At 40.4% G+C, this 13744-nt stretch carries 13 protein-coding genes; 8 read left to right on the top strand and 5 right to left on the bottom strand.

What is annotated here, in order from left to right; translation table 11 throughout:
* Nucleotides 1–180: 180 nt before the first annotated feature.
* The 5 genes from EAH57_RS02005 (at nt 181) to EAH57_RS02025 (ending at nt 4450) form a co-directional block, all read left to right on the top strand.
* On the top strand, nt 181–1125 hold the full coding sequence (locus EAH57_RS02005; RefSeq protein WP_121928618.1) for a transporter substrate-binding domain-containing protein: 945 nt from the start codon (nt 181–183) through the stop codon (nt 1123–1125).
* Between the two features lie 157 nt (nt 1126–1282).
* Nucleotides 1283–2026: an amino acid ABC transporter permease gene (locus EAH57_RS02010; RefSeq protein ID WP_121928619.1), complete on the top strand. Its 744-nt coding sequence runs from the start codon at nt 1283–1285 to the stop codon at nt 2024–2026.
* A 1-nt stretch (nt 2027) separates the two neighbouring features.
* Nucleotides 2028–2711, top strand: coding sequence for an ABC transporter permease subunit (locus EAH57_RS02015; RefSeq protein WP_004669291.1), 684 nt, complete (start codon nt 2028–2030; stop codon nt 2709–2711).
* Nucleotides 2712–2725: 14 nt separating this feature from the next.
* The gene (locus EAH57_RS02020; RefSeq protein ID WP_171063413.1) at nt 2726–3451 is read left to right on the top strand and encodes an amino acid ABC transporter ATP-binding protein; all 726 of its coding nucleotides are present in this window, start codon (nt 2726–2728) and stop codon (nt 3449–3451) included.
* Between the two features lie 189 nt (nt 3452–3640).
* Entirely contained in the window at nt 3641–4450 is an 810-nt protein-coding gene (locus tag EAH57_RS02025) for a serine/threonine protein kinase (RefSeq protein WP_121928621.1), read from the top strand.
* Nucleotides 4451–4461: 11 nt separating this feature from the next.
* Here EAH57_RS02025 and EAH57_RS02030 read toward each other — a convergent pair whose 3' ends face one another.
* From EAH57_RS02030 to EAH57_RS02050, 5 genes are all read right to left on the bottom strand, one after another.
* On the bottom strand, nt 4462–5832 hold the full coding sequence (locus EAH57_RS02030; protein ID WP_121928622.1) for an ATP-binding protein: 1371 nt from the start codon (nt 5830–5832) through the stop codon (nt 4462–4464).
* Nucleotides 5833–5838: 6 nt separating this feature from the next.
* Nucleotides 5839–6516: a response regulator transcription factor gene (locus tag EAH57_RS02035; protein WP_121928623.1), complete on the bottom strand. Its 678-nt coding sequence runs from the start codon at nt 6514–6516 to the stop codon at nt 5839–5841.
* 14 nt (nt 6517–6530) lie between these two features.
* The gene (locus EAH57_RS02040; RefSeq protein WP_121928624.1) at nt 6531–8171 is read right to left on the bottom strand and encodes a phosphoethanolamine transferase; all 1641 of its coding nucleotides are present in this window, start codon (nt 8169–8171) and stop codon (nt 6531–6533) included.
* Nucleotides 8172–8335: 164 nt separating this feature from the next.
* Nucleotides 8336–9619 (bottom strand): DcaP family trimeric outer membrane transporter, encoded by a 1284-nt coding sequence (locus EAH57_RS02045; RefSeq protein WP_121928625.1) that lies wholly within the window; start codon nt 9617–9619, stop codon nt 8336–8338.
* Between the two features lie 524 nt (nt 9620–10143).
* Nucleotides 10144–11418 (bottom strand): MFS transporter, encoded by a 1275-nt coding sequence (locus EAH57_RS02050; RefSeq protein ID WP_121928626.1) that lies wholly within the window; start codon nt 11416–11418, stop codon nt 10144–10146.
* A gap of 144 nt (nt 11419–11562) precedes the next feature.
* On the opposite strand from EAH57_RS02050, the gene EAH57_RS02055 reads away from it, so the two are divergent.
* From EAH57_RS02055 to EAH57_RS02065, 3 genes are all read left to right on the top strand, one after another.
* Nucleotides 11563–12189, top strand: a complete 627-nt coding sequence (locus EAH57_RS02055) for a 1-acyl-sn-glycerol-3-phosphate acyltransferase (protein WP_121928627.1) — start codon at nt 11563–11565, stop codon at nt 12187–12189.
* Between the two features lie 62 nt (nt 12190–12251).
* Complete coding sequence (locus tag EAH57_RS02060) at nt 12252–13169, top strand: patatin-like phospholipase family protein (RefSeq protein WP_121928628.1); 918 nt, start codon at nt 12252–12254, stop codon at nt 13167–13169.
* Nucleotides 13170–13266: 97 nt separating this feature from the next.
* Nucleotides 13267–13728 (top strand): NfeD family protein, encoded by a 462-nt coding sequence (locus EAH57_RS02065; protein WP_121928629.1) that lies wholly within the window; start codon nt 13267–13269, stop codon nt 13726–13728.
* Nucleotides 13729–13744 lie beyond the last annotated feature (16 nt).

Below are 13744 nucleotides of genomic sequence, written 5' to 3' on the forward strand. Positions count from 1 at the left end.
TCAATAGTTACTGGTAACAAAACCGTAAAGAATATCGCTTGAGCAACCGTATTGAAGTCTATTAATATGAAAACGAATGTATTTTTATACATATAAAAAGATATTAATTTTCATAAAAACTGACCGCTCAATAGTAACAATGACGAATGCGTCCATAACGATACAAAAGGAGTTTTGTACATGACACATAAACGCACCATGACCTCTCTGCTTTGCGCAAGCGCTTTAATGTTCGGCTTAAGTGCTTGTAGTGACAACAAAGCACCCGCTGCTGGTGATAAAGCCACTGAAGGTGACACATCCACATCAGGTACTTTAAACAAAATTAAAAGCTCTGGCACCATCGTGCTGGGTTATCGAGACTCGTCCATTCCATTTTCCTACATTGCAGCAAGCCCGAACCAACCTGTCGGTTATGCACATGATTTACAACTTAAAGTTGTAGAGGCAGTTAAGCAAAAACTCAACATGCCTGATCTGAAAATCCGCTATAACCTCGTCACCAGTCAAAATCGTATCCCGTTGGTGTCGAACGGTACTGTGGATTTGGAATGTGGCTCTACCACCAATAACAAAGAGCGACAGCAACAAGTCGATTTCTCGGTTGGTTTCTTTGAGGTCGGTTCGAGACTATTAACGGCGAAGGATTCAGGAATTAAGGATTTTGCTGATTTAAAAGGCAAAAAACTGGTTACGACTGCAGGCACCACATCTGAGCGCTATATCCGTCAGCATCAGCAAGAATTAGGGATTGGTGAAATCATTTCAGCCAAAGACCATGCTGAGTCATTCCTGATGTTACAAAATGGTCGTGCTGTCGCGTTTATGATGGATGATATTTTGCTTGCTGGTGAAAAATCTAAAGCCAAAGACCCAAATAAATGGGATATCGTTGGAACTGCACCTATTCAAGAAATTTATGGCTGTATGCTGCGCAAAGGCGATACAGGCTTTAAACAGGTGGTCGATGACGCAATCAAAGCGACTTATGCTTCAGGCGAAATCAATCAAATGTATGAAAAATGGTTCCAGCAACCGATTCCACCTAAAAACATTAACCTGAATTTTGAGATGTCTGATCAACTAAAAGCGTTAATCAGCAATCCGCATGATCGAGATCAGTAGACTTCTTGCATAAATCCCTTTTATTTCTCCCGATGAGAGAAATACAAAGAAGAGTAAAACTTATGAAAGAGATCGAATCATTTATCTTCGATAACTAAAATATTATTGCGGAACCGGGGAACAATGGATGTTCTCCCGCTTCTTCTCAGGAGTTATTATGAATTATAGCTGGAACTGGGGAGTTTTGTGGCAGTCTACAGGTGTGGGAGATACCACTTACCTGAACTGGATTATAACGGGTCTGGGATGGCTGGTGGTTATTGCTGTGGTGGCATGGACCATTGCCATGCTTCTTGGCAGCATCCTTGGTATCATGCGTACGCTCCCGAATAAAACAGCCAGAGCCATAGGTACGGCCTATGTCACTCTGTTTAGGAATGTTCCTTTACTCGTTCAATTATTTATTTGGTTTTATGTGGTTCCCAACTTTCTGCCTGCGCCAATTAAAAGCTGGTGGATGAGTGATCTTGGTGCCAATACCACAGCATTGATTTCTGCCAGTATCGGACTAGGGTTGTTTACCGCAGCACGTGTCTGCGAACAAGTTCGGACAGGCATTGAAGCCTTACCCCAAGGTCAGATCAATGCAGGTTATGCCATGGGTTTTTCGACGGTGCAATTGTATCGCTATGTGATTCTGCCGCAGTCATTTCGTACCATTTTACCCCCGCTCAGCTCAGAGCTGACCAACTGCGTAAAAAACACTTCTGTGGCTTCGCTTGTTGGGGTTGCTGAAATTATTTCGCAGATGAAAACCATCAGCGAATACACCCAAAACACCATCGAAATTTATACCTTTGTCACCCTGATTTTCATTGTCATTAATGTCTGTCTGATTTCTGCTATGAGTCTACTGGAAAAACGTCTGCGTATTCCTGGTTTAATTTCAGGAGGGAAGTAGTATGGAATGGCTTACTTCTTTTCTAAATGATTTGCAGCAATCTGGACCTGCACTCTGGCACGGTTTCAGCATCACCTTAAAAGTGGTGGTCATTGCCACCATTGGCGGTATTATCATTGGTACGCTGCTCGCATTGATGCGTCTATCTTCAATCAAAATCCTAAATCTGATTGCTCAGGCCTATGTGAACCTATTCCGTTCCATTCCCTTGCTGTTGGTGCTGATGTGGTTTTATTTTGCCGTTCCGTTTATCTATACCGCAATCACAGGCAAGTATCTGACCATTGATACCGCCCTTGTTTCCAGTATTGTGGCGTTTATGCTGTTTGAAGCCGCCTATTTTTCTGAAATTGTACGTGCAGGTATTCAGTCGATTCCCAAAGGTCAGGCCGCAGCAGCGGCAGCATTGGGCATGAGTTATGGTCAATCTATGCGGCTGATTATTCTTCCTCAAGCTTTTCGGAAAATGACCCCGTTGCTGCTTCAACAAACCATTATTCTATTTCAGGATTCCACCATGGTATATGCCATTGGTTTGCTGGACTTTTTCAGAACAAACTATGTTCGTGGAGACTTAATGGCCTTGCTGACCCAATATATTTTATTTGCAGGGTTGGTGTACTTTACCGTCAGTGCCATTGCGACATTCGCAGTTAAACGTTTACAAAGGAGGTTACGTGTATGAGCGAAAATAAAGTAATGATAGACCTCCAAAATGTCAGTAAGTGGTATGAAAAATTTCAGGTACTGACCGACTGTTCTACTCAAATCCGTCAAGGTGAAGTGGTTGTCGTTTGTGGTCCATCTGGTTCTGGAAAATCAACACTGATTAAAACCGTGAATGGTCTTGAGCCTTTTCAGCAAGGTAAAATTATTGTGGATGGCATCCCCATTCATGATCCCAAAACAGATATGACCAAATTACGCAGTCGTGTAGGCATGGTATTTCAGCACTTTGAATTATTTCCACACTTGAGCATTACTGAGAACCTAACCATTGCACAAATTAAGGTGCTTGGGCGCTCAGAAGCAGAGGCGAATAAGAAAGGACTAGCCTATCTAGATCGAGTTGGCTTAAGTGAACAAGCCGCCAAATATCCAGCCCAACTTTCAGGTGGTCAGCAACAACGTGTCGCGATTGCCCGTGCCCTATGCATGGACCCCATTGCAATGTTATTTGATGAGCCAACATCTGCACTTGACCCCGAAATGATCAATGAAGTGCTTGATGTGATGGTGGGACTTGCAAAAGAAGGCATGACCATGATGTGTGTCACTCATGAAATGGGCTTTGCCCGTCAGGTTGCCAATCGCATTATTTTCATGGATCAAGGAAAAATTGTGGAAGACTGTTCCAAAGATGAATTCTTTGGCACCCCACGTGGCGAACGTGCTCAACAGTTTCTTGATAAAATTCTGCACTAATATTTTTAAAATACCAAACACTAATAAAGCAGCCCCTTTGGGCTGCTTTATGCTGAAATAAGATCAAATGATTTATCTTCTGATTAATCACATCACTAGATGTATTTTCAATTCCGTAAATGAACCACAATATGGTAAAGTGGCTGCTGATTGAAATGGATATGATGACTTAGGAATAGATTGCTGCTAATGGATGACTTTCAAAAATTCTTAGAAACCACTGTTACCACTCAACAAGATTCGATCCAAGCATATGAATTAAGCACGGGTAAAGTCTGGTTAAAGAAAGCATCTGAACGTCATGGGTTGTGGTTATATACCCCTTTAAAATGGTTAGCCAAAATATTTAATCTTGCTGCCATGATCCCTGTACCCAATCAAGGCGGTGCTGCTGCGATTCAATGTGAATATAAACGTATCCAACAACTCAAAACACTCGGGATTTCTACCCCTAATGTTTTAGCACTATCCGAAAAAGGCATTTTATTAGAAGATCTCAGCACACAACATAAAAGTAAAGTGAAACAACTGGATCAAGCCTTGGCAACTCGTAAAACCAAGCCTGAAGCACAGTTTTTATTGTTCACTCAAGCCATCCAAGCCATCCAAAATCTACATTTCAAAGATGGATATTTAAGTGAAGCCTTTGCTCGTAATATTCTAGTGGATAAACAAAATCAGTTTAGTTTTATTGATTTTGAAACAGACCCTCTTGATGTACTCAGCCTACATGATTGTTTTGTTCGAGACTGGTTGCTATTTATTTTCTCAACTGCATATCATTTTGAGTTTGAACAATTAACTGAAGCAAGCCAAATTTTTCATACTGCTTTGCAAACTGAACCACAAGTCTATAAAGATATCTGTAAGGTCGGCAAACGCTTAAATTGGGTATTGCATCTTCATATCAATAAAGTAGGTCATGATGGACAACGCATTCAAAAATGTGTGTTATTTTTACGCTATTTAAGAGATCAAGCTGAATCCACAACGAGCTAAAAAAAGACTTTTTATTTTCTAGCATCAAGTTTTGTGCTTATTTCATACAATTCTAGTTTCTTTGGTAATTTAACTAATACTGATAAACCACCCAAATCAAGACTTCTCGATAACGTCAAAACACCACCTAAACGTTGAGTCGCCTTATCGACTATCGAAAGCCCAAGACCACTCCCCACTTCTAAATGATGGTGAATGCGATAAAAGCGTTTCAATACTTCATCGTATTTTTCTGGCTCAATCCCCGCGCCACTATCTTCGATTTGGATATAAGCAAAGCCATCGCGATCACTAAAAACCGAAATATTAATAATGCCTTGATTGGGAGTGTACTTAATCGCATTGTCGATCAAATTAAAAATAATCGAGTGTACCGTGGATTCAAGACTCTGCATCTCAATCAATTCGTTGCGTACAAAACCTAAATCGATTTCTTTTTGCATCGCTAAATTGACCAATTGCTCAACGCAATTTAATGCCACATCATTTAAGCGAAATTGTGTATTAGGCTCAATCAAACTCAATGCTACATCTTGTTTCGCCAGTGCTAAAAGCTGTGTGACCAAATGTTGGATTCGCGCTAAACCTTTACTTAAATTTTGTAAGGCATCATGTTCAGGAAACTGCTTAATCAAAATTCGCGTTTGTAAATTCAGTGCAGTGACCGGGGTTCTCAGCTCATGTGCAGCATCCGCAATAAATTGTTTCTGTTCCGTTTGCGCATGTTGAATCCGCTCAAATAAACGATTCATTTCTTCAATCGTCGGCATGAGTTCTTGAGGATAATGATCACTGTTGATCGGTGCTAGTCCATCCGAATCACGCTGAGTCAGTTCTGTCTTAAAATCATCCAAAGGCTTTAAGTTCAAACTAATAATAAAAGCCAAGACCAAGATTGCAATCGGCAATAACAGCAAATATGGCATAAACATGCTGCCAGCCAACTCCCACGCAAAGGTTTGGCGCACACTTTCGCGTTGACTGACTTGAATCTGATAGTGTTTAAGTGGAATCACATAAACGCGCCAGTTCCCTTGATTGGTCTGCTGACTATAAAAACCAGCTTGTTTGACTGGCGGAAGTAATAACTGACTTGGATCAGATAAATGGTTGTGATCTTGATATGCCCAAATATCAATCAGAAGCGCCTCTTTGTGATAATAATAGGTTTCATGTGATTCGATACGACTCGCTATACTTGGCACTGGACGAGTCGCGGACTGTTCTGCCATATATTGCATTTGCGTATCTAAAATCTTATCGACTTCATGCAATGAAATCTTATAGGCGGCCAAAATCAATAAACAGCCCAATAACAGGCTAAAAATAGACGTTCCCCAAATCAGCCTTTTCTTGAGCGAATAATGCTTAACCGTTTTCATCAGTTTTTATGATTGTCCCAAACGATAACCCAAGCCACGGATGGTGCGAATAAAATCTTTGCCCAGCTTGGCACGTAAATGATGTACATAGACTTCAATAGTATTACTGGTCACTTCGCTATCAAAATCATATAACTTATCTTCAAGATTAACCTTTGAGAAAATTTTATTCGGATGCGTGACCATTGGAATTAAAATTGCCCATTCACGGTTAGATAGCTCGACTTGCTGTCCCTTAAAAGTTGCTAAATGCTGTTCCACATCAAGCACCAACTCACCACATTTAAGTAACTGAGATTGATTTTTTAGCTGAGCCGTATCCGAATGCCCTCTCCGCAATAATGCATGAATCCTTGCCAGTAGCTCATCAAACTCATAAGGTTTGACCAAGTAATCATCTGCACCTTGATTTAAACCATCCACACGGTTTTGTAGCTGATCACGCGCCGAAATAATTAATACAGGAATCGAGGTACGCTGACGAAGTTGTTTAAGAATCTGCATCCCATCCATCAAAGGCAAACCTAAGTCCAATAACACCAAATCAAAAGCATGTTTGTTCAACAAGGCTAAGCCATCCACGCCATTGTTGACCCACTCCACATCAAACTGATGATATTGCAATAGTGTCAATGTTGACTCTGCAATCATAAAATCATCTTCTATCATCAAGATTTTGGTCATGATTTCATCTCACCTTATGGATTCAAACATGTCTGTAACATGTCATTTTTAGGGTTAATTATCTTACTTTTAATATCCAACAAGCTCAGCATGGTTGGAAATAAATTATCTTGGCTAAGCTCATCTTTAGCTTGCTGAGCGAGGCACTGTACTTGTTTTTTTGCGTATTGTTTCCATGTGTCAGAAAACCACATCAACATTGGGATATGGGTTTGTTGGGTGGGAGCAATCGCATAAGGCGCACCATGTAGATACATACCGCTTTCACCGGTGGACTCGCCATGATCTGATAAATACCATAAAGCTGTTTGATATTGCGTTGTATTTTTTAGTGTTTTAATTAAAGCATCTAAAACATGATCGGTATAAAGTAAACTATTGTCATAACTGTTCATTAACTGTTCTCGTGTACAGCCTTGAATAGCATTGGTTTCACAAGTGGGGTTAAACACTTTGAATGGTGGAGGGACACGCCGATAATAAGCTGGTCCATGACTGCCGATTTGATGCAGAACGATTAATCGCGGTCGCCTATCCTTTTGATCAAGTGCAGCTAAATATGCTTTTAGGCTATCAATCAAAATACCATCAAAACATTCCCCCTCATTACACCACTTCTGTTGCAGAGATTCAGGGATTTTAAACTGTTCAACGCGGTCACATACCCCTTTACACCCCGAGTTATTATCAATCCAAGTGACTTGATAACCCGCGCGTTTTGCAATATCCAATAAACCCTCACGATGACTTGCAAGCTGTTCATCATAATCTTCTCTCGGCATCCCTGAAAACATACATGGAACCGAAACGGCGGTGGCTGTACCGCATGAACTGACTTGAGAGAAGTTTAAAATATCTTGCTTGGAGAGTTTTGGATTGGTCTCCTTTGCATAGCCATTTAACGAAAAGCTTTCTGCGCGGGCCGTCTCACCAACGACTAATACCATCAATTTCGGCAATATTGATGCACTCTTTGCCTGCATATTAGCGTCATCACCATAGCTCAGCAAAGCTAAATTCTGTTTGGGTGCTTTATGCTTATAATAAGACGCAACCGATTCGATCATATTTTGTGGTGAAATCATTTCTTTTAGATCACGATTTTCACGAAAAATCTCTGCAAAATCAACATAAAAAACAAATAACAAACCACTAACTAGCACAAGGGAAAGCGCTAAACCGAGTGCTTTTTTCCAAATCTTTTGCCATATGGGTTCTGGCCTCAAAGTGACTGATAAAATCACAATGATAGGCAACACAACCATCCCTAAACCCCATATCACCAAGTCCCAAGACCATATATCACGTGCTTCAACAATATCTGTTTGCATCAGGTTTTGAATTTGGTCTGGCGTGATCAACACCCCCAAGCTCGTCACGGCATAGGAAGAAAAACCACCAATCACCACCAGCGCAATTGCAAGTGGTTTGGCCGTCCATGTCCAGCTTAAAATCTGCAATACAAAGTAATATGCGGCTGCAACCACAATGACTGATGCAGCGATGAACAGTCCTGACTTGACCCCAGTATAGGGCGTGAGCGCTTGTATTTTCTCATAGAATACAATATTCAGAAAAACACCTAACCAAATTGCAAGGAGCAGATTGAATGCAAATAGGGAGATGGTCTGGGTCTTGATTTTCTGTAGTGACATCACATTCTAAAAACCGATTGCTGAGCTACTTAAATATAGTTTTAGAAACTTAAAAATGACTTAAAGACAGAATGTCTCAAAGCTCCTGAATCTTTCAAAAGTTATATAAACAAAAAAATCGAGGTTTAAACCTCGATTTTTTAAAATTTGAGTTTTAACAAATTTTAGAAGTTGTATTTAGCCATTAAGCCGACGCGATTATCTTTGAAAGACTTACCTTCGAATGTTTCGCGCTTACCATTGATATATTCAACGCCCAAATCAATTGGTTTTACTGGCGTATAGATAAAGTTGATCCAAGCTTGTTGAACTTTCTCATTGGCTGTGACATTCGCTTTGGCATAGTCAGTGCCATCATCAGCGAAGTGAGCACCATACGCTAACGTCGAACGTAGATTCGGTAAAATCTTATAGGTTCCACCCACCTGCACTGCGATTAATTCATTCTGTTCAATAGCATCATTGACCACCGTATAGGCAGTGTTACTACCATATAAATAACTACTGTTACCTACAACATAAGAAGCATCAGCAAAAAGCTTCAACGGATCAGCGACTTTAAAATCTGTACCTACAGCAACTCCCCAACCAGTTTTATCGTCACCCGCCTTTTCGGACTTATAGTTTTCGACTAAAGCGCGAGCTGAGGCAGAGCCTTTGCCTTCCGCATAAGCTTGCGTCAGTTTAGCTGTCAGCACAGGTAATCTATACTTGAGTGTATCGCCTGTTGCAGAGCTATCGCCCTCTTCAGCAGAAACAAATAATTGTGTTGTAGGACTTAATTTGTAGTTATAACGCACTTGTGGAAGACGCTTGGTACCACCACCAATGTTAGTCGAGAAGTCGATCATTTCTGGCGCGTGATTTGACAAGAAGTTTGAGGTTGTTTGACCAAATAACCAGTTATTGTAAGTTAAGTAAGCATGGCGGATACGTAATCCCTCATTCGTACCAGCAAAGTCAACCTCGACTTTACCACCTACTTTTTCGTCACCAAGCGGGGTTGTGAAATCTAAACCAAGGCGCGTCGTTTTCGCTGTTGCGCGTAATTTATCTTTTGTTTCGCCAGTTGACTTACTTACAGCGTTAAAATCATCGTCTGCACCTTCAATAATGTAGTTCGCATCTCCTCGAACGAAACCATACAGGCTCACATCAGCACCTGTTTTGGATTTTAATGAAGCTAAAGGGGAAACGGGTGCAGCTGCTTGCGGTTGTGTTTTAACTTCAGCTAACTGTACTTGTTGTTGTTGCTGTACTTGTTGCTGCTGCTGTTGTACTTGTCGTTGTTCTTGAACTAACGCTTTTAATGCTTCAACCTCTTGACGAAGCTTTTGAATTTCTTCTTTATCTGAGACCGCCGCATTTGCCCCACTCATCATTAAAGCTGTGACTGTAAGCGCTAAACCTTTAATTACAAATGATTTACCATTAAGAAATAGTTCCATCAAAAACTCCTAATCTATATTTTATATTGCCTATCCATGCTCAGTTGATTCGTACTATTCCTAAGAACTAAAGAAATCAACCGTCTTAAAATGTATTGAGTTGCATGGGTTCGGTTACTACATCCAAAAAATGATTTATATATAAAATAAAGTCGAACTTGAAACTTGAATTGCGATCAGGTGAAACCATGCTTCCAGTTTACAAAGTTACTCTCTTTACTATTTATATTTAGTAACGAATCCTACACATCACCTTTATCTTACAGAACGATTAAAAAAATATTTCATTATTCTTAATTAGACTTTAGGCTAATATCCAAGTGTGAGTAGGTCTTGTAAATTTACTGGGCTATTCACATGATTTTGCTGATTATGGCTATGCAACTCCTTTTGTTTTTTTATTCCCAATTCACATAAATTAGTATAATTAAACTTGTATTCAAATGGCTAAAACATACACTTCACAACATGTTTAAAAAGCATATCCAAGATATAAAATGAGTTAAATTTAAAACTTAAACCTTTTATTTCAAATATTTATTATTATTTTTATGTAAAACTATTTGTTTCCACAAGTAAATCGGCATCAATGCAAATACCCCAATAATCACAATAATAATCAAATAATGATAATAACCAAATAAATCCCCCATCACGCCGCTGACCATGTACAGTAAGCCACTTACGGTCGCCATAATTGACACCTGAAAAGTAAAATCTGTCCCTGCAAATGGTTTACGACTGTATTGCATAATCAAAGTCAGCATCACCACCAGCAACATCGCAGAACAGGCATCTTCAAATGCATTGACTGCATATAACCACACAGGGCTAAGCTGATATTGACGTTCATAGGCAAATGCTAAAAACACATAACCGATTAAACTGCTAATTTTTAAAACTGAGAAAAAAATCAACGATGCAGGTCTAGAAACAGATCGAAGTAGTACACCTGCAAGTCCCGCTCCGATGAGTGCTGCGACAGCACCAAACATGGTGATGTAAACCCCAATCTGCGAGAAACTCAAACCCATATCTACCATTAAAGGTTTTAATAATGGCCCAGACAAACCATCTGCAACTTTAAAACTCACTAAAATAATCAACCACGCTTTTAGCTCAGCGGAAGATTTAAAATAATTCAAATAGTTTTTAATGGCTTGAATAACGGGAGTGGCAACTGCTTCAGGGTTATTTTGTTTGCTGGAATGTATTGGTTCTTGAAAAAGCAAAACAGGCAGTGTATTCAAGAAAACCAATCCCGCCAATGTAAGAAAGGTCGCCTGCCAGTGTAGCCAGTCCAAGCCCCAAAGCACTCCACCACCACCCACAATAAACCCGAGTCGGGAACCGATCACTTGAAACGTGTTGCCCCAGTGTTGTTGTTCACGTTTAAGTAAATTTACAGCCAATGCATCTGTTGCAATATCTTGGGTTGCACCCGTGAGATTCATTAAAAAGAGTAATGCAAAGAAAATGAGTAAATAACTCGGCTGATCCAAGCTTTGGATAGGGAAAAATGAAAGAATAATTAGGATAATTACACTGCATAATTGCGTTGGAATGATCCAACTGCGGTACTGCCCTAAGCGTGACAATGCGATTCGATCAACAAAAGGTGCCCAAAAAATCTTAATCGCCCATGGCAACATCAGCAGACCAAAACCACCAATATGCGCTAATGACACGCCTTGTGCCCTTAAAATCACTGGCAACGCATGCGTCATAAAGCCAACAGGTAATCCCTGTGCCCAATACAAAGAAAATAACAGGACATAAACCTGCCGCATATTCGGCATTATTTGCATTCCTTTAGAGATCGATCAGCGTGCTTAAGTATCTAATTCTTCCAGCACAGAGACAACAAAATCTTATTTTTTGCCAATGCAGCCAATTTAATCAGGGTTTAACATAATAGAAGTTGTCATTATATATCTTCATTTATGCCACAACATTTTCCTGATTTACCACCGCTCGTTCCACAACGTGGAACTGCATATAGTCGTGCATTATGTAAAAAACTTTTTCTTGGTCAAGGCTGGAAGATCGTAGGCGAAATCCCCAACCTACCCAAAGCCGTTGCGATTATCTCCCCCCATACCTCGAATATTGATGGATGGTACGGCTTTCTGGCAATCGGTGGTCTAGGTTTAAAAATCACTGTTTTAGGCAAAGATACGTTATTTAAACCACCCTTTAAAGCTTTTCTCAAATGGGCTGGACTGGTGCCTGTACATCGTGACACTGCCCATGGTCTAACTGAACAAGTCGTTGCAACCATTCAACAGTACGACCAAATATGGGTCGGGATGGCACCTGAAGGTACACGAAAAAAAGCAGAGAAATTGAAAAGTGGCTTTTACCATATTGCACATGCAGCCGGTATTCCGATCGTCATGTTTGCCTTTGACTATGATCACAAGACCATCTATAGCTTAGGTGCTTTTACACCAACAGGACATTATCAACAAGACCTTGAACAGATCATGCAACACTATGTTGGTCACTTCTCTCCACAGAATCCAGCTTGGCTTGCTAAACCATTACAAAAACTTGTGAAAAAAAACTAGAAAAATAAGGGCAAATCTGATCTGATGTGCCCTTCTCATTGGTTAATTTATCTACACTCGATATGAATATTGCTCGACTGTCTTGTTTGGCACTTGTTAGCTTCACATTATTTGGCTGTGATCCCACTGCAAAAAAAACTGTCCCTACCCCAACAATTCAAACGCGTGAACCTGTCATTGCGATTGCCTTGGGCGGTGGTGGTGCGAAAGGCTTTGCCCATATAGGAGTGATTAAAGTCTTAGAGTCTCATGGGATTAAACCCAAAATTGTGACTGGAACCAGTGCAGGTAGTTTTGTTGGGAGTATTTATGCCAGTGGACAAACGCCTTATCAACTACAAAATCTTGCACTCAAACTGCAAGAGTCTGATATTCGTGACTTAACCCTTAATAGTCAAGGATTCGTTCTGGGTCAAAAACTACAAAATTACGTCAACACACAAATTGGCAATAAACCGATAGAGAAGTTTCCAATCCGCTTTGCTGCTGTTGCGACGCGCTTAGATAATGGTAAAAAAGCCGAGTTTATCAAAGGCAATGCAGGTCAGGCTGTTCGTGCCTCTTGTAGTATTCCAAACGTATTTGTACCTGCACTCATCGGGAATACGAAATATGTTGATGGTGGTTTAGTCAGCCCGATTCCAGTAAAAACAGCAAAAGATATGGGTGCGGATATTGTCATCGCCGTGGATATTTCCGCTCGCCCAACAGGTGATAAACCCTTAAGCATGTGGGGATTACTCGATCAAACCATTAATATTATGGGGCAACACGGTATTAACGAAGAACTCAGACAAGCGACTGTAGTGATCCAACCAAAAGTAGGACATTTAGGTGTGCTTGACCTCAAATCAAGTAATCAAGCCATATTAGAGGGTGAGAAAGCGGCTCAAGCAAAGATCGTCGCGATTCAAAAAGCGATCTCTACATTTAAGAAGTCACCTGCCGCATTCAAGCCAGCACCAGCACCAAAATTCTAAAAAACAATCTTTTCATATTCATAAAGATAATGATCTGCTAGAGTATTGGAGGTGAGTAAATATTCACCTCCAATACTTTAATAATGCGAGCAAATCTATGGAATTTGTAGTTGAACCTTGGCACTGGTTTGTATTAGGGATCTTACTGATTCTTTCAGAGTTGATCATACCTGCATTCGCCGCGTTATGGTTCGGCATCGCAGCAGTCATGGTCTGCATTTTATTATGGCTTTTCCCGATGATGGGATTTCCAACACAGGTCATTACTTGGGGCGTTCTATCTATTTTATGTACGCTTCTTTGGTTCAAATTTATCAAGCCACTTTCAATCGACAAAACCAAAGCAGGGCTATCGCGCGAAGCCACTATTGGACAAGTCGGTATGGTCATCCAAACTGGGCTTGAGCACGAACAAATTGTAGTTCGCTTTTCACTCCCCGTGTTAGGCTCTGATGAATGGTATTGTCGTTGTACAGCACCAGTCAATGTGGGTGATCGCGTTCGCGTAGTTGATATTTTAGGCAATGATTTAGTTGTCCAACCACATTTCACTTCATAAACAAAAAAAGAGGGTT

The organism is Acinetobacter sp. 2JN-4, assembly GCF_003687745.1.
Classification (GTDB): Bacteria; Pseudomonadota; Gammaproteobacteria; order Pseudomonadales; family Moraxellaceae; genus Acinetobacter; species Acinetobacter halotolerans.

What these genes read in the sequence shown, in the direction of transcription:
- EAH57_RS02065 (WP_121928629.1), top strand. Translation starts at nt 13,267, where the DNA reads ATGGAATTTGTAGTTGAACCTTGGCACTGGTTTGTATTAGGGATCTTA.
- EAH57_RS02060 (WP_121928628.1), top strand. Translation starts at nt 12,252, where the DNA reads ATGAATATTGCTCGACTGTCTTGTTTGGCACTTGTTAGCTTCACATTA.
- EAH57_RS02035 (WP_121928623.1), bottom strand. Translation starts at nt 6,516, where the DNA reads ATGACCAAAATCTTGATGATAGAAGATGATTTTATGATTGCAGAGTCA.
- EAH57_RS02015 (WP_004669291.1), top strand. Translation starts at nt 2,028, where the DNA reads ATGGAATGGCTTACTTCTTTTCTAAATGATTTGCAGCAATCTGGACCT.
- EAH57_RS02055 (WP_121928627.1), top strand. Translation starts at nt 11,563, where the DNA reads ATGCCACAACATTTTCCTGATTTACCACCGCTCGTTCCACAACGTGGA.
- EAH57_RS02010 (WP_121928619.1), top strand. Translation starts at nt 1,283, where the DNA reads ATGAATTATAGCTGGAACTGGGGAGTTTTGTGGCAGTCTACAGGTGTG.
- EAH57_RS02045 (WP_121928625.1), bottom strand. Translation starts at nt 9,619, where the DNA reads ATGGAACTATTTCTTAATGGTAAATCATTTGTAATTAAAGGTTTAGCG.
- EAH57_RS02050 (WP_121928626.1), bottom strand. Translation starts at nt 11,418, where the DNA reads ATGCCGAATATGCGGCAGGTTTATGTCCTGTTATTTTCTTTGTATTGG.
- EAH57_RS02025 (WP_121928621.1), top strand. Translation starts at nt 3,641, where the DNA reads ATGGATGACTTTCAAAAATTCTTAGAAACCACTGTTACCACTCAACAA.
- EAH57_RS02040 (WP_121928624.1), bottom strand. Translation starts at nt 8,171, where the DNA reads ATGTCACTACAGAAAATCAAGACCCAGACCATCTCCCTATTTGCATTC.
- EAH57_RS02005 (WP_121928618.1), top strand. Translation starts at nt 181, where the DNA reads ATGACACATAAACGCACCATGACCTCTCTGCTTTGCGCAAGCGCTTTA.
- EAH57_RS02030 (WP_121928622.1), bottom strand. Translation starts at nt 5,832, where the DNA reads ATGAAAACGGTTAAGCATTATTCGCTCAAGAAAAGGCTGATTTGGGGA.
- EAH57_RS02020 (WP_171063413.1), top strand. Translation starts at nt 2,726, where the DNA reads ATGATAGACCTCCAAAATGTCAGTAAGTGGTATGAAAAATTTCAGGTA.